Below are 20,865 nucleotides of genomic sequence, written 5' to 3'. Positions count from 1 at the left end.
TGTATGAGAATAATAAAGCACTTTAAAAATCAGCAGGGCGTTACCTTGCTTGAGGTAATGATCTCCGTACTGGTATTGGCCATCGGTATTCTCGGCGTGGCTGGCCTGCAATCGGTTAGTTTAAGAAGTACAAACACTGCGCATGAGCGTGCTATGGCGGTAGTGTTAACTGAGACCTTATTTGAGGTTATGCGGGTTAATGCCGATGCTGCGCGTGACGGATTGTTTGATATGACCTGTGAAAATCCTCTTGAGGGCACAGAAGACTGGTTTGATGATGTTAAACAAGCGACAGATGGAGAAACCTGTGCTGTGGTTGAGTGGAACAACGGTGTTTACACTGTCACTATAGATTGGTCGGATCAACGCTTGGATGCTAATTCCGTAGTGGTAATGGAGATACGGCCGTGAATATAAGATTCCGCAATGCCGGCTTTTCATTAACCGAAGTTATGATCGCAATGGCACTTGCCTTAGTGCTGTTGGGCGGCGTGATAGGGGTATTCATTTCTAACCAAAACACGGCCAGAACAACGACCGACCTGTCTAATCTGCAAAATAGTGTCAGGTTGACATTTCAGTTGATGTCTCAGGATATTCGCAGCGCCGGTTTTATCGGTTGTAACAACGCACCACGAGTAGTCAGTGTTATTGAAGTTGCAGGTGCAACCCCGGTGTGGGCAAATTGGCGCGGTGGTGTTGAGGGCTTTGCTGCTGATGCTGATGGTAATGAGTCTATCAGGCTAATGTATGGTACAGGTGTAAGTAGCACTGTTTCGGCGCATGCACCACCGGTATTTAATCTTAACAGTGCTCCGGGAGTTAATGCCGGAGATATCGCATTAATATGTGACGACACGCTAAGTGCAATATTTCAGGTTTCTGCTATCGGGGCTGCAACGTTAAATCATGCGGCTGCCGCAGCCGGAGTGTTAAATTGCTCCGCCGATTTAGGGCTGGGCTCACCTTTTGTTTGCAGCGATGTCAGACCCAAGGTGTTTCAGGCAGATTCTATGGTGATGCGTTTTGAGTCTGTACGTTGGTTTGTGGCACCGAGCTTACGAAACAATACTATGGATGCGTTGTTTCGGGAGTCGTTAGTAGGTGGTCAGGTTGTGGCTGAAGAAGTACTTGCCGGCGTGCAATCACTCAATTTTGCTTATCAGGAAGGTGATCGCCCCTTTGCACCGGTGGCATTCGGTGCCGGCGTTAACATGCTTAATGTAGTTGCCGTGAATGTGAGTATAGTGTTAGACCCGGCAGCGTTTCCAAATATTCAGCTGGGCCAACAACAACGCACTATAGAATTCCTGGCGTCAGTGCGCAACAGGTTGAGGTAGTTAGATGAAGATGAATAGTCAAAAGGGAGTGGCGCTGATAGTAAGCCTGTTATTGTTACTCGCTATTACGCTTTTAACCATATCCAGTATGCAAAGGTCGACGTTACAAGAGCGTATGACAGCGAACCTGTACGAGCGGCAGTTAGCTGTGCAACAAATTGAAGCTGCGCTGCGTGCCGCAGAGCAGGTGCTTACCGGGTTACTGCCCAACCCGGCTACTTCTGCCGGTACTATTACCGGTTTTTATGGTTTGCCGGTAGCCGGTAATGTCGATCGCTGGGCCAATGCGGCTACAGTCTGGGCAGATGCACCGGTTATTAACCAGGATATGGCAGCACCTGCACAATATATTATTGAATATATGGGTGATTGGCCCTCTCCGGCATCACCTGATTGTGCCAATTTCACTACTATAGAACCCGATTGTTTGTCACCGACGTTTCGTATTACTGCACGGGCTGTACCGGCGAATGACCGGCCTCAGGTTGTCATGCAATCTATTTGGCGTTTGTAAGCGCTCTGGAGTCACAACATGTTAAATGTTAAACGTAAGTTTTCCAGGTTGCTGGTAGCCTTGTCTGCTGTCAGTTTTGGTGTTGCGTCAGGTATGGCATCGGCAGATTTAACGATACCCCAGGTGCCGCTGCAAACCGGCAATGACGTGCCGTCCAACATCATGTTTTTAATCGATGACTCCGGCTCAATGAATTTTGAATTTATGCCGGATGCACTGCATTATGCATATGAGGCACCTGAAGTAAGGGACTGTGTACGTTTCAGGGCAAACGGAGAGTGCCGTGATTGGGGGGATTATTACCGCTCCGGTGAGCATGTTACCAATCGCTGGTACTACTCTTCTCATGTCAATAAGGCCTACTTTAACCCGTCAACGAAGTATGATCCGCCTTCTGTAGGTAACGGCACCAGTGATACTCTGGTTGCCCCGACATATATATCAGCATGGCAGGATGGTTTCAGCCAAACCAATGCGCGGAATTTATCGAACAACTTTCGGGTCGGTTATCATCGGCTGAACAATACATTTAGTTCAATCGTCGAAAGCGGCACTTTGTCATTTGACCGTGGTGCATTCTATTATAATTACCAGCCGTCAGAAGCAGATAAAGACTCCTGCGCTGCAGATGACAAGCAAAATAAGTGTTATGTTTATGTTTCTGTGAATAATCAAACAGCTGCAGAGAAACAAAGGTTTGCGAATTGGTATTCTTTTTATCGCAGTCGCTTATTGCTTTCCCGCTCGGGCATCGGAACTGCTTTTAACACCCTTGAAGATGATGTCCGTGTCGGATACGGCGCGTTAAATACCACAAATAAAATTGTTCGTGGCGTGCGCGGGTTTAGTGGTACCGACAGAAGTAATTTTTTTAACTGGTTGTACGGTAAAACGGCTTCCGGCGGAACACCGCTGCGTTTAACCTTAAAAGCAGCCGGTGATTATTTTAAAACAGACGAGCCTTATCGTATTAACCCGGCAATCGACGGTAACGAATTGGTCAGTTGCCGGCAAAATTTCTCTATTTTGATGACAGATGGTGCCTGGAACGGTGGTACACCTTCTGTAGGAGATTCAGATGGTGATGGTACTTCTGACACTTTGGCAGATGTTGCTCACTATTACTGGAAAACAGACTTACATCCCCTGAAAAATGACGTGCCCAAGCCTAAAGAGGGGCAACCGGATTGGCAACATATGGTCACTTTTGGTGTCGGGCTTGGCGTCGACGGTAAGTTAACGCCGGAACAGGTGAAAGGGTGGAAAATTAATGATATTCGCTGGGTGGACCCAACTGTAGACCCTGATTCTACCTTAAAGAAAATTGATGATTTAATGCATGCCAGTATTAATAGTGACGGTGGCTTTTTCAGTGCCAAAGATCCGACAACTTTTAGTAATCAACTTATTGAAGCACTAAACGCTATTATGGGCCGCGCAGCCTCGGCATCTAACCTGGCAGCGACTACCACTTCTTTGCTGGAAGATAACAGCGTGTTTCAGGCATCCTTTAACAGCGGCACCTGGAGTGGCGAATTGGTTAGCCGTGATGTTGCCACCTTGGCTGTACAATGGTCGGCTAACTTTCCTGCGTGGGGGGACCGGAATATATATACCAGCCGTGATAACGAAGCATTCGCATTTAATTGGAATAATTTAAATGCGAGTGAACAGACAGCACTGAAAAGCGAAGATATAGTGAATTATTTAAAAGGGGATAGCAGCAAAGAGAAGACGTTGGATCGCCCTGCCGGTGTATTCAGAGAAAGAAAAACCTTGTTGGGTGATATTGCGCACTCTTCGCCGGTCTATGTCGGCGCACCGCAAAATCGTAATTATCAACGCCATAGCTGGAGCGGTGCAAGCAGTTATGCTGCGTATATCAGTGCGGGTAGTAGCAGAGCACCAACGGTTTATGTCGGCGCCAACGATGGCATGTTGCATGGCTTTAATGCTGACGCCACAAGCGTAACAAAAGGACAGGAAACCTTCGCTTATATCCCGCAGCAATTGTTAACTGGTGATGCTAAATTGGCCAGTTTGTCTGACCTGAATTATCAACATAAGTTTTTTGTTGATGGTTCTCCTACAGTGCAGGACGTATATATTAACGGCTCCTGGCGATCGGTATTAGTCAGTACTTTAGGCCGGGGCGGTAACAGTGTATTTGCACTGGACGTCACTGATCCTGAAGATGTAAAACTGCTGTGGGATCTGACTATTCCTCAAGTGGGTGTAATGCTGGCAAAACCGGTTATTACCCGTTTGAATAACGACACTTGGTCTGCTGTATTACCTTATGGCTATAACAATGGTACCGGAAAAAACGGTATCTTGATTATTGATATCGAAAATGGCGCTACAGTTGCGCCGATAACCCTGGAAACGCCCGACACATCGGCGGGCATGGGGCAACTGGAAGGGTATGACCGAAACGGTAATGGCAACACTGATTGGATGTTTGCCGGTGATTTAAACGGTAATATCTGGAAGTTTGATCTTTCCGCCGGTAGTGCCGATTTTTGGGCCGTCGCCAATGGTGGCGAGCCGTTGTTTACCGCTAAAGACAAAGCCGGTAAGGCTCAACCTGTTACCGGTGGGGTAACATTGACGACTCATCCTGAAACCGGTCAGTTATGGGTGTTTTTTGGTACAGGTAAGTTTTTGGAAAGCGGTGACAGTGTTAATTCCGATACACAAAGCTGGTACGGCTTAATGGATGGCAGTCAGATCGGTTCCAGAGCGCAACTGGTAGAGCGGGTGATGAGCAATGTGGACTATACCAATCCGGATTCAGCCGAAGTACGGGAAGGTCGCAGTGTTCCGGTAGCCGCAGTAAATGATTTAGCCGGCAAACGCGGCTGGGTGATGGACTTGATTGACACTCGCGAGCGAATTACATCCAAGCCTCGTTTGGTGGGAACAAACCTGGTAATGAATACCATAATTCCGGATTCAGACTTATGTAATCCACAGGGGGATGGTTGGATTATGGCTGTCGACCCTTTTGCCGGTAGCCGGCTTAACTACAACTTTTTTGATTTATCACGTGATAGAAAATTCCAGGAAAAAGACGAATTGCCGGGTGGTATTGCAGCCAGTGGTGTGAAATTCCAGGGTATGCCGGGCGAGCCGCTGTTTGTTGGCGACGAAATGTTGTCAGGTAGTTCAAATGTGGGGCTAAATAAGGATCCTGCGAACTTGCAAATACGACGTGGACGTTTGTCCTGGCGCGAGGTAATAAATCAATGATATCTAATTTGAAGAAACAGGCAGGTTTCACTTTGGTTGAGTTAGTGATTGCAATAGCCATAATCGGCATTTTGTTATCCGTTGCTGTACCCGGCTATCGCGATTATGTGCATCAGTCAAACCGCGCTGCAGCAACCGGTTGTTTGCTGGAGTTATCACAGTTTATGGAGCGTAACTATACGCAGAACATGCGCTATAATCCGGATGGCTTTGCTCTGCCGCAGTTACAATGTGCTAATGAACTGGCGGCACGGTACCAGTTCAGCTCTGTTAATGCAGCTTTAGGCCAGCGCACCTATACTTTACAAGCCGTTCCTACCACGATTCAGCAAGACGGCTGCGGCACACTAACGCTGGATCAAGCTGGTCGTAAAGGTGCAAACGGCGGTGTTGCTATAGCTGATGTGCGGCGTTGTTGGTAATTAATATGAAATAAATTTGATCTTTTTTATTCATGATGTAACTTTAAGGTTAACTTCAACCTGCCGGGCATATGGATATGCGGTTACAATATGGCTTTAGTTTAGTAGAAGTTCTTGTTACTTTATTAGTGCTCAAAGTGGGCCTGTTGGGGGTGTTGGCGGCACAAACTCTTGCCTTGCGTCAGGTTAACGATGCCACGCAGCGTACTCATGCTGTCGCGTTTAGCCATGCGTTGTTAAGTCATGTACAGGCTAATTCTGCTCTTGCAGAGTTGGTTTCCGGTCAAATAACCTCTGCAACTGAAATCGCACCGGTGCCACCGTGTGGGCCAGAGCACCTTTGCTCTGCACAGCAATTGGCGCAGGGGCAATTAAACCAGTGGTGGCAAACCAAAAGTGGTTTATCAAAGCCGGTATTGTGCACTGAAGCGGAGGGGGCAGCATTGTTATTAGAGATAAGTTGGCAGCAGCGCTCTGCAGCAGATCCGGGCTTTGCCGAATGTTCTCCGGGTGTCGGCCGCAGTGGTTTCACGTTGCAAAGCCGCTGGAGATAACAATGACCAGGCTGCGCGGCTTTACTTTAAGTGAGCTACTGATCGCAATGTTGTTAACGTTGTTTTTAATGACAATAGCGCTTACGGCGTTTTCCGGTTTAAGCCGCTCTGTACGCCAAACTCAGCAGTTATCTGAGTTACAGCAAAACGCCCAATTTCTGATGAGTTTGATGCAAAATGAATTAGGTAATACGGCATTTTGGGGCGGTTTAACGTCTTTTGAGCAGCTGGCGACGGCAATCAGCCCGGCTGCGCCTGAGCCGGATTGTCTCCATGACAGCATTGATAGCGGCAGTTTTCCTCAACCCGGCATTGAGTTCATCAGCTTGTACGCACAAAAAATCACTGCCGGCAGACAATTAAACTGCATTCCGACAGCAATAGCAGATTCTGAATTGTTGCAACTGAAGCGGCTGATTGGCCGGCAGACGTCGGTGGCAGAGTTAAGACAAAATCGCTTTTACCTGGAAACGAGCTGGCAACACGGCCGCTTCGTTGACGTTGCCAGTGCAGGTTTAAGTGATGATCACTACTATTTTCCCTATCAGCATGTGGTTTTTTATCTGCAAAGTCAGCGAACAGATAACAGCAGCTTACCGGTACTGATGCGAAAACGTCTGACACGCAATGCCGCGGGGCGCGCAACAATCAGTACCGATGCTGTGCTGGATGGTGTTGAGCGGATGCATTTTGAATTCGGTTTTGACTCTGACCTTGATGGTCGTCTCGATTATCAACTGGCTACTGCGCGAGTTCCGTTGGCTTTATGGCAAGACAAAGGCAGCCGTATCGTCAGCTTGACCTATCACGTTTTACTGCGTAGTCGCTTAGCAGATCCTGAATATCAAAACGACAATGAATATCAGCTTGGAGACGAGCGTTTTGTTGCGCCGGGCGATCATTATCGGCGCATGTTAATAAGCAGCACTTTGTTTTTTCACAATGCGACGTTATAGGAGGCGGTGATGAGCAGGCAGCGCGGTATGGTAATGATTATCTCTTTGGTTTTTTTGCTGGTGATGAGTCTGTTAGTCGCCGCGATGCTATTGGTGACTCAGCTGAGTCACAAGACATCTGTGGCTGGGCAGCAACAGCTGGTATTGGGTCAGGCTGCATTACAACAGCATATGACAATGCTGCAAGCTGCCGCGGATACAGCAAATTTAAATGGGCAAGTTATGTCGGTTTGCCCTGCGCAATATGCGGCCTGGTCAGACGGAACACTTCAGTGTGAGTTGTTACAGCTTGATAGCGAGAGTTATTCTGCTAACCGGCATTTTTATGCTGCTTACAGCAGTTTATTGTTGAAACAGCAACTGCTGCCGGAATGAGGGACTTATGCTGTTAAGAATATTGCTAATCGCGTTGCTGGGTGTATGTAGCAGACTTGGCTTGGCTTGCGATCTAAACCACCCTTCACCGGTTAGCGGCTTGTTGCCGGGTATTGCAGAGGCACCGCCACGGCAGATACTGTTAATTAATAATGCTGCACTTGCACAGCCGCAGGCGGAGGGGGTATTGCAACTACACCGCGCTGATAATCAGGCTTTGTTGGCTGAGTTGAACGCCTGGCCTACAGCAAGCAGCCGTATCAGCCCGGTGCTGGCGCAACCTGTTTTTTTGGACAGCAATTATGACGGTATTGCTGATGCTGTGTATGTGGTTGATATAGCCGGTTTGGTTTGGTATGTACCTTTGACCGCTGCAGGGTTTGCGACACCACAGTTATTGGCTGACCTTAGCAGTATGCAAGGCGAGTTTCGCCAACCACTGCAAGTGGTGCAAACCATGTCTGTTTCCGGCGCTGGTCGCAGTTTGCACAGGGCTTTATTGTTGATTATCAGCCATCCCGGCGGTGGCGACAGCTTAATTATGTTGAAGCATAGATTGCAAAATACCTCAGTACTGCAGCCTGCAGAGCTATATCAGCGCACGGATTTAAGTATTGATGAACTGAATAACGGTATCAGCCAAGCGCTGTGGCAGCAAATGCAGTCAGGCCCAGGCTGGTATATTCGTTTAAGCGGGCAAATTACCGTTTTGCCTAAGGTGTACGGTGGAGTGGTATATATTACTGCAGCCGATACCGTTGCTGCGGATTGCACTGTACCGGCGGATGCCGAATTATCACTTTATGCTCTGCATTTACACCATGGTGGTGCCGTGTATACATGGCGGCGACAGTCTTTGCGTCCGTTACAGGGGCAACAGGTGTTGATACAGGCCACTGAAAACGGATTAGAGCTGGTTATACAGTCAGAGCAGGAGCAGCACACGCTGCTTAGTGAGTTAGTGCAGGTTGCCGAAGACTGCGGCAGTTGCATTAAGCCTCTTGACGCAGCTGAATTTCCGAAGCTTAAACGACTGGCAACCTATAGCGTTGAGCAGGAGGCACATTAAATGCGTACTGCATCACGCGGATTCAGTTTAATTGAGCTATTAGTTTCCATTGCAATAATCGGAATTTTGGCTGCGCTGTGTTATCCGTCATATCATCAGTATGTGCTGCGTAGTTATCGGGTTGAAGCCACGCAATCCTTGTTACAACTGGCGAATGCTCAAGAGCAATATTTGGCCGATTACGGCAGCTACAGCGCAGATTTAACAGTGCTTGGTCTGAATGAGTTTACAACGACACAACGCTACCGGTTGCAAGTGGAGCTTAGCGATGGCGCTCAGGCGTATACCGCAAAAGCCCGGGCACAACAGTTGCAGTTGGCTGATAATGATTGCCGGCTTTTTTCATTAAACCACTTGGGCCAACGAAATATTGACGAGCCGCAAAGCTTGATGTGTTGGCAGTAGTCAAACCGGACAAGGCTGGTCTATTTGCAATAAACGACCACGGCCAGCCTGATTAAGTGTCATGCGGTAGTGCCAGTGGTATCTGGCCTGAGGACAATAATAAAAAGTACCGTTTTCAAAGCCATTTAAACTGCCGTCACGCCGGAAGGTAACTGCGCTGCGGTTGTAGCTTAAGCTGTGTGCGGCGTAAACCGGCGCTATTTCGCGTAGTAACTTCTTTTCGCCGGGAGTCGGATAAAGTAAATTCAGTTGTAGCGGTAAACGCTGCCAGTCTGTTGTACATTCTCCTTCTTCATATGGACACAGCTGTACCGGCAAATTGCTGCTGGTAGCTGCAACACGGGCATAGGCCAGATGCTGGCTAAACTGACGCAGGTAAGCGCTGGCGCGTTGCCGGTCAATAAATTCTGCCAGCGCCGGCATAGCGGTGCTGATAAGTATAGTGAGTACAGCCAGGGTGACCAGCAATTCAATCAGGCTAAAGCCTTGCCGCGGTGGTTGTGGCATAACCGTCTCTTAGCAAAATAAGCAATGCTAAAAGTATAGTTATTGATGAAAAAATGTAAAATTAATGCGACATTAAATGCTTAATGCCGCATCCGTGTTAGTCGTAAATAGTAGGGATAGGCTGGCGTTTATGTTGGGTTTTTTGATAAATGGCAATTAATTTATCGCTGACATCTGTAGTAACTGTTTTACCTTCGAGGAAATCATCTATTTGCTCATAGGTTAGCCCCAGCGCTGCTTCATCTGCTTTTTGCGGTGCCATACATTCCAGATCTGCCGTAGGAGTTTTACCCACCAGTAAATCAGGTGCGCCCAGCGTTTTGCCGACTAACCGCACCTGGCGTTTGCTTAAGCCAAACAGCGGAGCTAAATCACAGGCGCCATCGCCCCATTTGGTGTAAAAACCGGTGATATTTTCGGCGGAATGATCTGTGCCCAACACTAAACCACCCAGCAAGGCCGCAATATGATACTGAATAACCATCCGTGTACGGGCTTTTACATTGCCTTTGGCGAAATCTGCCTGCACATCGGTGGCGCTGGCCAGCTCTTGTGCTGCCATCGCGCTCCAGGTGGCCTGATGAATGGCATCGGCACCGGGTTGTACATTGACAGATAAAGCCTTAGTTGGCTGAATAAAATCTACCGCCATTTGGGCTTCGGCTTCATCTTTTTGCGTGGCATAAGGTAGCCGTACCGCAATAAACTGATAACCACTGCCGCTTTGGTTAAGCTCGTCTACCGCCAGTTGGGCCAGGCGTCCGCAGGTGGTGGAGTCGATGCCGCCACTGATACCCAGCACCAGGGTTTTCATACCGGATGCGCTCAGGCGCTGCTTAATAAAGTCGACCCGGCGGCGGATCTCAAATTCCGCGTCTATTTGCGGGAGTACCCGCATTTCTTTGATTATTCCGGCTGCATTCATAGTAGGGTGGCCTCTGCTGAAAATATCATACTATCTTACCGCGCTTTACCCTTGGCAGATCAAGTGATTCTTATCGATTAACTGCTGAACAGCATACTGGCTTGTATTATACTGCCGGTAACACTGCTGCTTAACAGACGGAAACTACAATGAAAAAAATTGAAGCCATTATTAAACCTTTTAAGTTAGATGATGTACGTGAAGCGTTAGCGGATATCAGTATTACCGGCATGACCGTCACAGAAGTAAAAGGTTTTGGCCGGCAAAAGGGCCACACTGAGCTGTATCGTGGTGCCGAGTATATGGTGGATTTTTTACCTAAAGTTAAATTGGAAATTGTCGTACCGGATGAGCAGGTAGAGCGCTGTGTTGAGGCCATTATGAAAACGGCACAAACCGGCCGTATCGGTGATGGTAAGATTTTTGTGTTTGAAGTAGAGCGGGTGATCCGTATCCGTACCGGCGAAGAAGATGAGGAGGCAATTTAATCTTCCGATTTTGCTGTTTGTGTTGTCTTGTCTGCATTACAGTGCAATATCTAAAGCAGATGTCTTGAGCGATATTCAGCAGTTAAGTACGGCACAGATGCAAGGCCGTAAAACCGGTAGCGTCGGCGCAGAGCTGGCGAGGCAGTTTATTGCTGCACGTTTTGCTCAATTGCAATTAGCCGGCTTTGACTACGATACACGCAACATATATCAACAAGAGTTTACTTATTCCCGCTGGCCGGAAAAAACCGGTATCAATGTCCTGGGCTGGCGTCGGGGTTGCACGTATCCGGCGCAGTATATCGTGATAACGGCGCACTATGATCACCTGGGAAAACAGGGCCGGACAATATTCCATGGCGCGGATGATAACGCTTCCGGTGTCGCCGCCATGCTTGAACTGGCTGCCGGGTTAAACGTAGCCTGTCCTGCGTACTCCTATATTTTCCTGGCGACTGATGCTGAGGAAGACGGCTTGCACGGCAGCAAAGCTTTTATTGCTGCACCGCCGGTGCCACTGGAAAGCATCGTGCTGAATCTTAATTTAGATATGATTAGTCGCGCCGATCGGCGTGGACGCTTATACCTGACCGGTGCCAGACGCTATCCGGCGCTGATAGCGAAGTTAGAGGCAAACTTCAGCAAATTGCAGTTTTTACATCATCGCGGCCCCGGCCGTATGGCGCGTAACAACCCGCGCTATGAGTGGCCTAATGCCAGCGATCACGGTCCGTTTTATCGCGCCGGTATTCCGTATTTGTTTTTCGGTGGTCAGGAACATCCGCATTATCACACCCCGGATGACACCTGGCAGCGTATCGAACCGCAGTTTCTTGCTATGGCAATGCAGGCAATCCGGCAAACACTGCAGTGGCTGGAGCAGCAGCCACCACAAAATCTTCAGCCGGTTAAGCCCTGATCACCAGTTAAAGCTCAGCTGGTCACGATGTATAACTGCCTTTGCTGCCACCGGACGTTTACGGCTGGCATGGTGCACAAATACCGCTTGTTTCTGCAGCTGCCAGTGCAGTTTATCATGTTGTTTTAACCACAGGCTCAGCTTTGCTCTGGCCTGTTGTTGCGCCTGCTGCAAATCGACTATCGGCGCCGGATAATCGCGCTCCAGTATGCAACCGTAACGTTGTTGCAGCGCTGCCGGCATCAACCAGGGCGTATGCAGCCAGCTGTCGGGCACCTGGCGCAGCTCTGGCAACCATTGCCTGATAAACCGGCCGTCTGCATCTTTTTGCTGACTTTGCTTTACCGGGTTATACATGCGGTTGGGGTTTATGCCGGTGGTACCGGCTTGCATCTGAATTTGTGGATAGTGAATGCCGGGCTCATAGTCGACAAAACACTGTGCCAAATGCAACGCCAACGGCCGCCAATGCAGCCACAGATGGTAGCTGGCAAAGGCGATTAACATAGCGCGGGCGCGAAAATGCAGCCAGCCGGTGGCGAGTAAACTGCGCATAGCGGCGTCAATCAGCGGATAACCGGTATGGCCGCGTTGCCATGCCTGAAACAGCGCAGGGTTAAAATCATATTCGCGTAAGCCATCAAAACCGCGGTGCATATTAAAAAATTCGACTGCCGGCTCATCCTCCAGTTTTTGCATAAAGTGACAATGCCAGCGTAAGCGACTGAAAAATGCCTGTAAGCCCTGCTGTTTGTATGCCGGGGTGCTTTGCTTTTGCGCCAGAAATGTCTGTTGTTGCAACCGGCGCAGGCTAAGCTGCCCATAGCTGATATAAGGGCTGAGTCGCGAGCAACTGTGAACCGCTTTTGCCGGCAGTGAAATATGCCGGCGATAGTCAGTGCAGCGAACCTGCAAAAAGCTGTCGAAGGTTTGTTTAGCTTCGCAGGGGCTTTGCATTGTAGTACATAGCGGTAAGTCTGTTTTACGCTGTGGTGCAAGTTCAGATAACTGCCACCGGGCGGCGGCAATAAAAGGCAGCCGCGTAACAGGGGGCGCCGGGGCAGATTTCAGCCAGTTATCCGCCAGGTTAAACCAATTATCACGGTCGGCTAATTTGCGGAATATGGCAAACTGACGGTATTGCTGCCATGGGATATTCAGCTCATGCAGCAAGCGCTTAACGGCCAAATCGCGCTGATAGGTCCACAGGTTGCCGGTTTCCTCGTGGCTGTATACGGCGCAGATGGAAAATTGCCGGCACAGTTGGCGCAGCACCGCCGTGGCCGGGCCTTTTATCACCAGTAGCGGCTGGCCCAAAGCGGTGAGCTGCTGATTTAACTGCTCAAGGGCAGGAGCAATAAACTGCCAGTGGCGCAGTGATACATCGCTTTGCTGCCAGTAATCCGGCTCAATAATGTATAGCGGCAGCACGGCACCTGTTTTGGCAGCCTGCAGCAGCGGCATATGGTCGTCAATGCGCAAGTCGCGTTTAAACCACACTAATGCTGTCACGGCTGCGCAGCCTGCAGCATTCTTCGGCTAAAGGCACCGTCCGGGTCATAGTGTTGCGCCTGCTTTTGTACGTTAAACTGTCGCTCGCCACTGTTGCCGGTGCCGGCAATATAGGCCCAGTTTCCCCAGTTGCTGGCGCAGTCATAGTCCAGCAGGCGCTGTTCAAAATAAGCGGCACCTAAACGCCAATCTATGCCGAGATCATGGATTAAATAACTGGCGGCATTTTGCCGGCCGCGATTGCTCATTAAGCCGCTTTGGTTCAGCAAACGCATATTGGCATCAATAAACGCCACGCCGGTGTCGCCATGGCACCAGCGCTTAAAAGCAGCGTGCTGCGTGCAGTTCAAACGGGGCGCAGTAAAATCAACATCACCTTTAACAGCACCTTTGCTAAACCAGCGGGCGCCATGTTTTCGAAACTGCCAGCGGAAAAACTCCCGCCACAGTAATTCAAACTTAAGCCAGTAAGTAGACTCATTAGCAGCGACCTGAGTTTCAAAAGCGGCAATTTGCTGCCACAACCAACGCACCGATATGCTGCCTTTTGCAAGGTAAGCAGAGAAAAAGCTGGCATAGTCAGAGCCAAGCAGCTGATTGCGGGTGTCTTTGTAATGCAAAATATGCCGGCCCTGCCAGATAAAATACTCAAGCCTGGCCAATGCTGCCGACTCCCCGACCGGGGCGCTTTGTGGCAGCGGTTGATATTGCTGCAACAGAGCAGCAAATACCCTGTTGCAGGGTTCTGTCGCAGCGGGACTGAGCCAGTCAGCCGCGTTTAGTAAACTGGTTAGCGGTTCACTTACCGCCAGCAGCGGTTCGCGTTGTTTACGAAATGGCGTAAAGCTGTGCGGTAAGTCGTGCAGGTCCGGCCGCAATCTGTCGCCCAGCAATGAGTTGCAGTCAAGCTGTATAACCTTAAGTTGCCCGGCCAGTTGCTGTATGGCACGGCATTCATCGGCCGCTACCGGCTCCGCACAATATAATGCTGTTGCCTGTAGCTGCACGGTTAGTTGGCTGATGCAATCCACGGTGTTACCAAACAAGGTTATCAGGCCAATTTGTTGTGATGCCAATGCGGCTTTCAGCTCGTTGATCAGTGCCAGCTGTTGCTGTAATCGCTGCAGGTTTGCGCGTGCCAAACCATATTGGCGGCCGAAAAAAGCCGCTTTATTTAATATAACTACAGCAGCTTTGCGGCCGCTGGCGGCATGAAGTAACGGATTGTCATGCAGCCTCAGGGTATCATTTAACAAAATTAAACTGACACTCATAGCTGCTCCAGTTGCTGTAGTGTGTCGGCAGCTTTTGCCAATATAGCGGCTTTATCACTGTCGCTGCGCTTATACCAGTTAGCAAACGGCAATGCTAACCTGGGATTGGCCGCCAGTTGTTGTTGGTTACGGTTAAGGAAATCCCAATACAGTGCATTGAACGGGCAGGCATCCGCTTCGGTGGTATGTTTAACATTGTAAGCGCAGTTTTTGCAGTAGTTACTCATACGGTTAATATAAGCACCGCTGGCGGCGTAGGGTTTAGAGGCCAATACGCCGCCATCGGCAAACAGCGCCATGCCAAGGGTGTTAGGCAGCTCTACCCATTCATAGGCATCAGCATAAACCGCCAGATACCAATCTGTGACCTGCTCAACCGATAAACCGGCTAACAGCGCGAAATTGCCGGTGATCATTAAACGTTGAATATGATGCGAGTAAGCATGTTCTATGGTGTGTTGCACAGCTTGCTGCATGCAGCGCATTTGTGTTTTCCCGTGCCAGTAAAACCCCGGCAGCGCCCGTTTTGCCTGCAAGCTATTGCGTTGCTTGTAGTCCGGCATTAATAACCAATACAGGCCGCGGACATATTCGCGCCAACCGATAAGCTGACGGATAAAACCTTCAGCCGCGTTAAGCGGCACCAACCCCTGCTGATAAGCCTGCTGTACTTTGTTACACATCCAGCGCACGTCTAACAAGCCACAGTTTAAATACATGGAACATAAGCTGTGAAATAAAAACGGTTGGTTCAGCAGCATAGCGTCCTGATAGTCACCAAACACCGGCAACTGCTGTTGCACAAAGTGCAAAAAAGCCCGCCGCGCATCTTTGCCTGTTACCGCATAGCAAAAGTTATCGCCACTGCCCATGTTGTCAGGGAAATACTGTTCAACCAGGGTGATAACTTCAGCTGTTATGGCATCAGGCGCAAACTGCAGTGGCGGAATTTGCGCTAAATCAGCCGGGCAGGCTTTACGGTTCTCCGCGTCATAATTCCATTTGCCGCCTTCAGGTGTATCGCCTTGCATCAGTAAGCCGGTATAGCGGCGCATATCGCGGTAGAAGTACTCCATGCGCAACTGCTTTTTATCTTTCGCCCAGGCCGCAAAACGCGGCGTATCGCAAATAAACCGATCATCGTCCAAAATACTCAGCGGCAGAGAAAACTGTTGTTGCCAGCTGTTTATTTCTTGCTGCAAGCGGAATTCACCACAGTGGGTAACGGTAATGCCATCAAGTGTCGGATATTGCTGCAGTGCATAACTCACAGCATCTGTCATGGTCTCTATGCCAGAGTGTTCAGTAAAACGCAGGTAGCACACTTGCAAGCCCTGTTGCTGCAGTACTGCCGAAAAATGACGCATAGCACTGAAAATAAGTATAATTTTGTGTTTATGATGTGCTACATAGCTTGCCTCACGGCCAACCTCTGCCAGCAGGATCACATCGTCGGTGCTTGCCTGACGTAAGGCGGCAAGGGCAGGGCTGAGTTGATCGCCCAAAATAACAATAAGCTTAGCCATAGAAATCGTGATTTTTTCATAATATTGGCTTTACGCTGAGCAGTGCTGCGGCGATCAGACCGTAGCAGACAGAAACTGCTTTGTGTTATGTTGTCACATAAATAACAGGATGAAGGACTTTACACTATGAAGTTATCTTTATTGGCCTGCATGCTGATCGCTGCCGGCTTAAACACTGCTGTGGTGACAGCACAACAGGCAGAGCATGCGCAGGCGGCAGTTGAGCAGAAACATCAGCATGACCATGACCATGACCATCAGGATGAACATGATCACGACGATGATGATATGCCGGCGTTGGGTGCCCATGTGCACGGCCATGCGGTGTTAACTCTGGTGCTGGAAGGCAACGAAATGCAATTGGCGTTTCAATCAGCCGCACAAAGTATCGTCGGTTTTGAACACAAGCCCCGTACGCCGGAACAAAAGCAGGAGGTGGCGGCGGCAATAGAGGTGTTTAATCAGGCGCAGTGGTTTAGTTTTAACACCGACGCCAACTGTGAGTTGGTGATGGCAGAAGCCAGTACCGATCTCACTGAGCCGCAGGCCAATAAAGGTCATGCCGATTTTTATGCCAATTACCAACTGTTATGTCAACGACCGGCACGGTTGGATGAACTGCAGCTAAGTATCTTCAGCTTGGTGCCGGCACTTGAACACATGGATATTCAGTGGATTATAAATGGCCGGCAAGGTGCGTCCCAAGCGGCATTAAGCAGCAGTACCGTACGTTTTTAAACGGCTTGAAACGAACACGGCAGCCAGAGCTGCCGTGTAACTAATAGGTATATTCTTCGATTTTATCTACTTTCAGGCTGTATGCCGCCTGGCCTAAATCATGTGTCATCACATCGGTAGTTAAAGTGCCGCTGATCCAAAACGGTGAGTAAATCATATCGGCTTTCAGGCCTTTGGCACCGTTAACGAAGATCATTTGGTTAGGCGGCGGCGGCGGTACGTGAATACAAGCGCCGAAATAAGGTACTAAAAAGAAGCTGGTGACATTTTGCTCACTATCAAACTCCAGCGGTACAACAAAGCCCGGCACCCGCACCTTGGTATTATTATATTTTTCTACCACTTTGGCAGAGTTCATAATTTGCTGCCATTGCTGAGCTGCCGGATCATCGCCTTTATAGTCATCATCAAACGGCGATGGTTGGCTGTAATCGTGCTGCACCTCAGGCATCTGCTCAAGCAGTTTTAAATCTTCTTCCGGCATTAAGTCAGTCCATTCAATGGTCTTAACTTCACTTGCACTAAGCCCGGCAGCAAAACATGCGACCAGTGTCAGGTATAACGCAACAGATAACGTCCGTAGCATTGGAGCTCGCCTCCCTAAGTTGGCATAATGGCAAAAAACGCCGATATCATAACATGACACTGAGGGCGCCTGTGACAGACAAGCCGAAAATTCCTGCTATTGAGCTCAAACAGCTGCAATTTTTTTATCAACGCGGTGGCTGGCAATTAAACCTGCCTGAACTGACATTGCACTGTGGTCAGCATTTATTTGTCCGTGGTGCTTCAGGCAGCGGTAAAACGACGTTATTAAATTTACTTTGCGGTATCACCCGGCCGGTAAGTGGCGAGTTGTACATTAATGGTCAGCCGCTGCATAAGTTAAGCAGCAGCGCGCGCGATAGTTTGCGGGCAAAGCATATTGGTGTTGTGTTTCAACAGCTTAACCTTATTCCCTATTTGTCGGTATTGGACAACACCCTGCTTAGCAGCCATTTTGCCGGTCAAAATAAAGCTGCTGCGCTAAACCGCGCGAAAACTCTGCTACAGCGGCTGGGGCTAAATGCAGAGCTGTGGCATAAAGCCGCCAACCAGCTTAGCGTAGGGCAACAACAGCGGGTGGCGATTGCGCGTGCTTTGTTGCCTAAACCTGTTTTACTGATTGCCGATGAGCCAACCTCAGCGCTGGACAGTGACAACCGTGATGCTTTTATGCGGGTGATGTTGGCTGAGGCTGATGCTAATGGCTGCAGCGTTATTTTTGTCAGCCACGACCAAAGCCTGACACAGTATTTTCATACTCAGCTGGATATGCAGCAGTTAGCCAAAGGAGTACAGCCATGCTGATGAAACTGGCGCGATTAAGTTTATGGAACCGCCGCGGTACAGTGCTGATGACCTGGCTATCCTTAACCATTAGTATTGCGTTATTACTTGGCATAGATCACTTGCGTACTGAAGCCAAAAGCAGCTTTACCAGTACGGTGTCGGGTACCGATTTAATTGTCGGTGCCCGCTCAGGGCAATTGAACTTGCTGCTGTACTCAGTGTTTCGCATCGGTAATGCTACCGCTAATATCAGTTGGCCGACGTATCAACGCATTATTAAACATCCGCAAATAGACTGGGCTATTCCGATATCGCTGGGCGACTCGCACCGTGGTTATCGGGTAATGGGCACCAACAGTGACTATTTTAAGCACTACCGTTATGCCAATAGCCAACCCCTGGTGCTGGCACAAGGCGAACCATTTGCACAGGTATTTGATACGGTGTTAGGTGCTGAAGTTGCGCTTAAGCTGGGTTATAAATTGGGAGAGCAAATTGAGTTATCCCACGGTGTCGGCGCCGTCAGTTTTAGTCAGCACAAAGACAAACCTTTCACCGTGGTGGGTATTTTGGCCGCGACCGGTACGCCGGTAGATCAAACAGTTCATGTCAGTTTGGAAGCCATAGAAGCTATTCATCTCGATTGGCAGCAGGGGGCACCGATGCCCGGCCGGCAGCTTAGCAGCGAACAGGTACTGGCAATGGATTTAACGCCTAAATCCATTACGGCCTTTATGCTGGGGCTGAAATCCCGGATGGCAACCTTTACCCTGCAGCGACAAATTAACGAGTTTAAGAACGAACCGTTGTCGGCTATTTTACCCGGTGTGGCGTTGGCGGAGCTGTGGCAAATGCTCAGCATGGTCGAAAACCTGCTGTTACTGATTAGCTTACTGGTATTGCTGGCAGCATTGGTGGGCATGATCACGACGCTGCTGGCGTCGATGAAAGAACGGCAGCGTGAGATGGCCATTTTACGTGCCGCCGGGGCACATCCCTGGTACCTGTTTGTGTTAATTCAAGTTGAAGTCTTGTTGGTAACACTGTTGTCGATGTTATCGGCCGCTGCGTTATTACTGCTGAGTTTGTATTTGCTGCAAGACAGGTTGGCGGCAGATTTTGGTTTGTTTATCAGTCTGAACATTATTAAATTGAATACCTTATACTGGGCCGGCGGCATTCTATTATTATCGGCGTTGCTGGCTACACTACCGGGTATACTGGCGTATCGCAAAGCCCTGGCCGATGGTTTAACGGTCAGGTTGTAGTATCAATTGCCAGCGGGCAGTTTAAGGTGACAATGCAGCCTGTGTCAGTGTTACGCAGGCTAACTTCACCTTGCAGCAGGTGTGATACCAGATTAAACACCAGTGTTAACCCAAGGCCTTTGGCGCCCAGGTTACGCTGAGTGGTAAAGAACGGTTCGAAGGCACGGCTCAGTTCATCTTCCGTCATGCCTCTGCCGTTGTCAGCGACTTCTAACTGCCAGCTGTAAGCGTTCTTACTGGCGCGGATCTGTATCTGGCGCTTGCTCTGTGTATTAAAGGCATGCAAACAGGCATTCTCAATCAACCGTGTCAGGATAGTTGCCAACGGACTGGCGAAGCTGTGTATGGTAAATTTCGGTGGTAGTTGCAGTTGAACTTCAACCTGATGTTGTTTTAATAAGGATTCAACACTGGACAGCACCTTAGGCACAAACCGGTCAAGCTGCAGTGGCTCCGGGTGCTGGCCGGCGCCAGCTGCGGCGGTTTGTTTAAAGCTGTTTACCAGGTCAACAGCGCGCTGCAGGTTGGTGTTTACCATGGCAATGCTGCTTTTTATCGTCGCGCCGCTTTGGCTGAATTGTTGCCGGGTAAGCTGGCCGGCCTGAAACAGCTTTTCCAGGGCTAATAACGTGGTTTCAGCATGGCTGTTTGCCGTTACTGCGACACCCAGCGGGGTATTTATTTCATGCGCAATACCCGCCACCAAGCGCCCGAGGCTGGCCATTTTCTCTACTTCAATTAAGCGCCGTTGTGTGTGTTGCAGCTGTTCCAGCGATTGTGTCAGCTCCTGAGTACGCTGACTGATAATTTGTTCCAGACCGCTGTTCAGCTGCTCCAGTTCAGACTGATAACGCATACGCTCTGAAGCGCTGAGTGCGCGGCCATAAATGTCGGCAAGAAAGCCGGCAAATACTATCTCGTCGGTTTGCCATTGCTTTGGCTGGCGGTGCTCAATGCAGATAATACCCACCATCACACCATGATGACGGATAGGGGTATCGAGCATTGAACAGATTTTCAATGGGGTAAGATAAGGCGCAGAAAACTCGCTGGTTTGAGGGTGGGTGTGAGCATCGTGCGCGACGATATTACGCTGCTGATCCAACGCCGTGAAATAGTGCGGGAAATCTTGCCGTGACAAGCTGATATCCGGCTGTGCAAAATGTGTGTCGCAGTCGAGTAAATAAGCGCAATGCATATGTTGTTTGTCAGACGACATTAACCAAACACTGGCACGGTCAGTGTTAAGCCCACTGGTAATGCCTTGTAAAATAAGGCGGTTGCTGGCGGCCAGGTCGCCTTTGTCGATATCAGGGTTCAGACTGATTTGAGACAAAATATGCTGTAGTTTGGTATGCATAAGGGCAAACAACGCTCCGTATTAGCTCAGATTCAGTACAGATTCTCCTGGTGGCGTAACTGCAATGTATAGCATCTTTAGCGCTTATACGCTAAATTTAACGCAGCTTAATCATTAACTTGTGGTTAA

General features: G+C 49.3%; 22 protein-coding genes. 15 read left to right on the top strand and 7 right to left on the bottom strand.

All coding sequences use genetic code 11. The annotated features are described in order from the left end of the window. The first annotated feature begins 3 nt into the window (after positions 1–3). The 10 genes from pilV (HRH59_RS01430) to HRH59_RS01385 all read left to right on the top strand — a co-directional run bounded on the left by pilV (HRH59_RS01430) (position 4) and on the right by HRH59_RS01385 (position 8,887). On the top strand, positions 4–411 hold the full coding sequence (gene pilV / locus HRH59_RS01430; protein ID WP_173499482.1) for a type IV pilus modification protein PilV: 408 nt from the start codon (positions 4–6) through the stop codon (positions 409–411). After that, positions 408–1,340: a PilW family protein gene (locus HRH59_RS01425; protein ID WP_173499481.1), complete on the top strand. Its 933-nt coding sequence runs from the start codon at positions 408–410 to the stop codon at positions 1,338–1,340. Before pilV (HRH59_RS01430) ends, HRH59_RS01425 begins: the two co-directional genes overlap by 4 nt. Positions 1,341–1,344: 4 nt before the next feature. Then, entirely contained in the window at positions 1,345–1,854 is a 510-nt protein-coding gene (locus tag HRH59_RS01420) for a pilus assembly PilX family protein (protein ID WP_173499480.1), read from the top strand. A gap of 18 nt (positions 1,855–1,872) precedes the next feature. Further along, positions 1,873–5,106, top strand: a complete 3,234-nt coding sequence (locus HRH59_RS01415; RefSeq protein ID WP_173499479.1) for a pilus assembly protein — start codon at positions 1,873–1,875, stop codon at positions 5,104–5,106. Beyond that, entirely contained in the window at positions 5,103–5,528 is a 426-nt protein-coding gene (locus HRH59_RS01410) for a type IV pilin protein (protein ID WP_173499478.1), read from the top strand. Before HRH59_RS01415 ends, HRH59_RS01410 begins: the two co-directional genes overlap by 4 nt. 77 nt (positions 5,529–5,605) lie before the next feature. Beyond that, a complete protein-coding gene (gene pilV / locus HRH59_RS01405) occupies positions 5,606–6,082 on the top strand; it encodes a type IV pilus modification protein PilV (protein ID WP_173499477.1) in 477 nt (158 codons plus the stop codon). 2 nt (positions 6,083–6,084) lie between these two features. After that, a complete protein-coding gene (locus tag HRH59_RS01400; RefSeq protein WP_173499476.1) occupies positions 6,085–7,038 on the top strand; it encodes a PilW family protein in 954 nt (317 codons plus the stop codon). A 9-nt stretch (positions 7,039–7,047) separates the two neighbouring features. Then, positions 7,048–7,413 (top strand): type II secretion system protein, encoded by a 366-nt coding sequence (locus tag HRH59_RS01395; protein WP_173499475.1) that lies wholly within the window; start codon positions 7,048–7,050, stop codon positions 7,411–7,413. Between the two features lie 7 nt (positions 7,414–7,420). Further along, positions 7,421–8,482: a pilus assembly protein gene (locus HRH59_RS01390; RefSeq protein WP_173499474.1), complete on the top strand. Its 1,062-nt coding sequence runs from the start codon at positions 7,421–7,423 to the stop codon at positions 8,480–8,482. Further along, a complete protein-coding gene (locus tag HRH59_RS01385; protein WP_173499473.1) occupies positions 8,483–8,887 on the top strand; it encodes a type IV pilin protein in 405 nt (134 codons plus the stop codon). It begins immediately after the preceding gene. Here the strand turns inward: HRH59_RS01385 and HRH59_RS01380 are convergent, their stop codons facing one another. Together HRH59_RS01380 and nadE are read right to left on the bottom strand one after the other, a co-directional pair. Continuing rightward, positions 8,888–9,394: a GspH/FimT family pseudopilin gene (locus HRH59_RS01380; RefSeq protein WP_173499472.1), complete on the bottom strand. Its 507-nt coding sequence runs from the start codon at positions 9,392–9,394 to the stop codon at positions 8,888–8,890. Positions 9,395–9,491: 97 nt separating this feature from the next. Continuing rightward, positions 9,492–10,319 carry an ammonia-dependent NAD(+) synthetase gene (gene nadE, locus HRH59_RS01375; RefSeq protein WP_173499471.1) on the bottom strand — a complete coding sequence of 276 codons (828 nt, stop codon included), beginning with the start codon at positions 10,317–10,319 and terminating at the stop codon, positions 9,492–9,494. Between the two features lie 149 nt (positions 10,320–10,468). Between nadE and glnB the strand changes: the two genes are divergently transcribed. Then, positions 10,469–10,807, top strand: a complete 339-nt coding sequence (gene glnB, locus HRH59_RS01370) for a nitrogen regulatory protein P-II (RefSeq protein WP_173499470.1) — start codon at positions 10,469–10,471, stop codon at positions 10,805–10,807. Next, entirely contained in the window at positions 10,791–11,726 is a 936-nt protein-coding gene (locus HRH59_RS01365) for a M28 family peptidase (protein WP_173499469.1), read from the top strand. The genes glnB and HRH59_RS01365 overlap by 17 nt, the downstream gene beginning before the upstream one ends. Here HRH59_RS01365 and HRH59_RS19520 read toward each other — a convergent pair whose 3' ends face one another. Genes HRH59_RS19520 through HRH59_RS01350 form a run of 3 tightly spaced genes read right to left on the bottom strand, consistent with a single transcriptional unit; the run spans position 11,727 to position 16,038 of the window. After that, on the bottom strand, positions 11,727–13,238 hold the full coding sequence (locus tag HRH59_RS19520; RefSeq protein ID WP_173499468.1) for an FAD-binding domain-containing protein: 1,512 nt from the start codon (positions 13,236–13,238) through the stop codon (positions 11,727–11,729). Continuing rightward, positions 13,235–14,512 carry a DASH family cryptochrome gene (locus HRH59_RS01355; protein WP_173499467.1) on the bottom strand — a complete coding sequence of 426 codons (1,278 nt, stop codon included), beginning with the start codon at positions 14,510–14,512 and terminating at the stop codon, positions 13,235–13,237. The genes HRH59_RS19520 and HRH59_RS01355 overlap by 4 nt, the downstream gene beginning before the upstream one ends. Further along, positions 14,509–16,038 (bottom strand): cryptochrome/photolyase family protein, encoded by a 1,530-nt coding sequence (locus tag HRH59_RS01350; RefSeq protein ID WP_173499466.1) that lies wholly within the window; start codon positions 16,036–16,038, stop codon positions 14,509–14,511. Before HRH59_RS01350 ends, HRH59_RS01355 begins: the two co-directional genes overlap by 4 nt. 126 nt (positions 16,039–16,164) lie before the next feature. Here HRH59_RS01350 and HRH59_RS01345 point away from each other — a divergent pair, with 126 nt between their 5' ends. After that, positions 16,165–16,776, top strand: a complete 612-nt coding sequence (locus HRH59_RS01345; RefSeq protein WP_173499465.1) for a ZrgA family zinc uptake protein — start codon at positions 16,165–16,167, stop codon at positions 16,774–16,776. A gap of 40 nt (positions 16,777–16,816) precedes the next feature. Here the strand turns inward: HRH59_RS01345 and HRH59_RS01340 are convergent, their stop codons facing one another. Continuing rightward, positions 16,817–17,362 (bottom strand): DUF3299 domain-containing protein, encoded by a 546-nt coding sequence (locus tag HRH59_RS01340; protein WP_173499464.1) that lies wholly within the window; start codon positions 17,360–17,362, stop codon positions 16,817–16,819. A gap of 71 nt (positions 17,363–17,433) precedes the next feature. Here HRH59_RS01340 and HRH59_RS01335 point away from each other — a divergent pair, with 71 nt between their 5' ends. Beyond that, positions 17,434–18,126: an ABC transporter ATP-binding protein gene (locus HRH59_RS01335; protein WP_173499463.1), complete on the top strand. Its 693-nt coding sequence runs from the start codon at positions 17,434–17,436 to the stop codon at positions 18,124–18,126. Next, the gene (locus HRH59_RS01330; protein WP_173499462.1) at positions 18,120–19,376 is read left to right on the top strand and encodes an ABC transporter permease; all 1,257 of its coding nucleotides are present in this window, start codon (positions 18,120–18,122) and stop codon (positions 19,374–19,376) included. Before HRH59_RS01335 ends, HRH59_RS01330 begins: the two co-directional genes overlap by 7 nt. Here HRH59_RS01330 and HRH59_RS01325 read toward each other — a convergent pair. Beyond that, complete coding sequence (locus HRH59_RS01325; protein WP_173499461.1) at positions 19,366–20,736, bottom strand: GAF domain-containing sensor histidine kinase; 1,371 nt, start codon at positions 20,734–20,736, stop codon at positions 19,366–19,368. The genes HRH59_RS01330 and HRH59_RS01325 overlap by 11 nt on opposite strands. Between the last annotated feature and the right edge of the window lie 129 nt (positions 20,737–20,865).

This window comes from Rheinheimera lutimaris (assembly GCF_013283795.1).
Classification (GTDB): Bacteria; Pseudomonadota; Gammaproteobacteria; order Enterobacterales; family Alteromonadaceae; genus Alishewanella; species Alishewanella lutimaris.
Note: the sequence above shows the minus strand (reverse complement) of the source record. Positions and strands in the feature narration are given on the sequence as shown.

Coding starts and splice junctions, on each gene's coding strand:
- HRH59_RS01385 (WP_173499473.1), top strand. CDS start 8,483: ATGCGTACTGCATCACGCGGATTCAGTTTAATTGAGCTATTAGTTTCC.
- HRH59_RS01390 (WP_173499474.1), top strand. CDS start 7,421: ATGCTGTTAAGAATATTGCTAATCGCGTTGCTGGGTGTATGTAGCAGA.
- HRH59_RS01380 (WP_173499472.1), bottom strand. CDS start 9,394: ATGCCACAACCACCGCGGCAAGGCTTTAGCCTGATTGAATTGCTGGTC.
- pilV (WP_173499482.1), top strand. CDS start 4: ATGAGAATAATAAAGCACTTTAAAAATCAGCAGGGCGTTACCTTGCTT.
- HRH59_RS01395 (WP_173499475.1), top strand. CDS start 7,048: ATGAGCAGGCAGCGCGGTATGGTAATGATTATCTCTTTGGTTTTTTTG.
- HRH59_RS01410 (WP_173499478.1), top strand. CDS start 5,103: ATGATATCTAATTTGAAGAAACAGGCAGGTTTCACTTTGGTTGAGTTA.
- glnB (WP_173499470.1), top strand. CDS start 10,469: ATGAAAAAAATTGAAGCCATTATTAAACCTTTTAAGTTAGATGATGTA.
- HRH59_RS01400 (WP_173499476.1), top strand. CDS start 6,085: ATGACCAGGCTGCGCGGCTTTACTTTAAGTGAGCTACTGATCGCAATG.
- HRH59_RS01355 (WP_173499467.1), bottom strand. CDS start 14,512: ATGAGTGTCAGTTTAATTTTGTTAAATGATACCCTGAGGCTGCATGAC.
- HRH59_RS01340 (WP_173499464.1), bottom strand. CDS start 17,362: ATGCTACGGACGTTATCTGTTGCGTTATACCTGACACTGGTCGCATGT.
- pilV (WP_173499477.1), top strand. CDS start 5,606: ATGCGGTTACAATATGGCTTTAGTTTAGTAGAAGTTCTTGTTACTTTA.
- HRH59_RS01415 (WP_173499479.1), top strand. CDS start 1,873: ATGTTAAATGTTAAACGTAAGTTTTCCAGGTTGCTGGTAGCCTTGTCT.
- HRH59_RS01420 (WP_173499480.1), top strand. CDS start 1,345: ATGAAGATGAATAGTCAAAAGGGAGTGGCGCTGATAGTAAGCCTGTTA.
- HRH59_RS01345 (WP_173499465.1), top strand. CDS start 16,165: ATGAAGTTATCTTTATTGGCCTGCATGCTGATCGCTGCCGGCTTAAAC.
- HRH59_RS01365 (WP_173499469.1), top strand. CDS start 10,791: ATGAGGAGGCAATTTAATCTTCCGATTTTGCTGTTTGTGTTGTCTTGT.
- nadE (WP_173499471.1), bottom strand. CDS start 10,319: ATGAATGCAGCCGGAATAATCAAAGAAATGCGGGTACTCCCGCAAATA.
- HRH59_RS01350 (WP_173499466.1), bottom strand. CDS start 16,038: ATGGCTAAGCTTATTGTTATTTTGGGCGATCAACTCAGCCCTGCCCTT.
- HRH59_RS01325 (WP_173499461.1), bottom strand. CDS start 20,736: ATGCATACCAAACTACAGCATATTTTGTCTCAAATCAGTCTGAACCCT.
- HRH59_RS01330 (WP_173499462.1), top strand. CDS start 18,120: ATGCTGATGAAACTGGCGCGATTAAGTTTATGGAACCGCCGCGGTACA.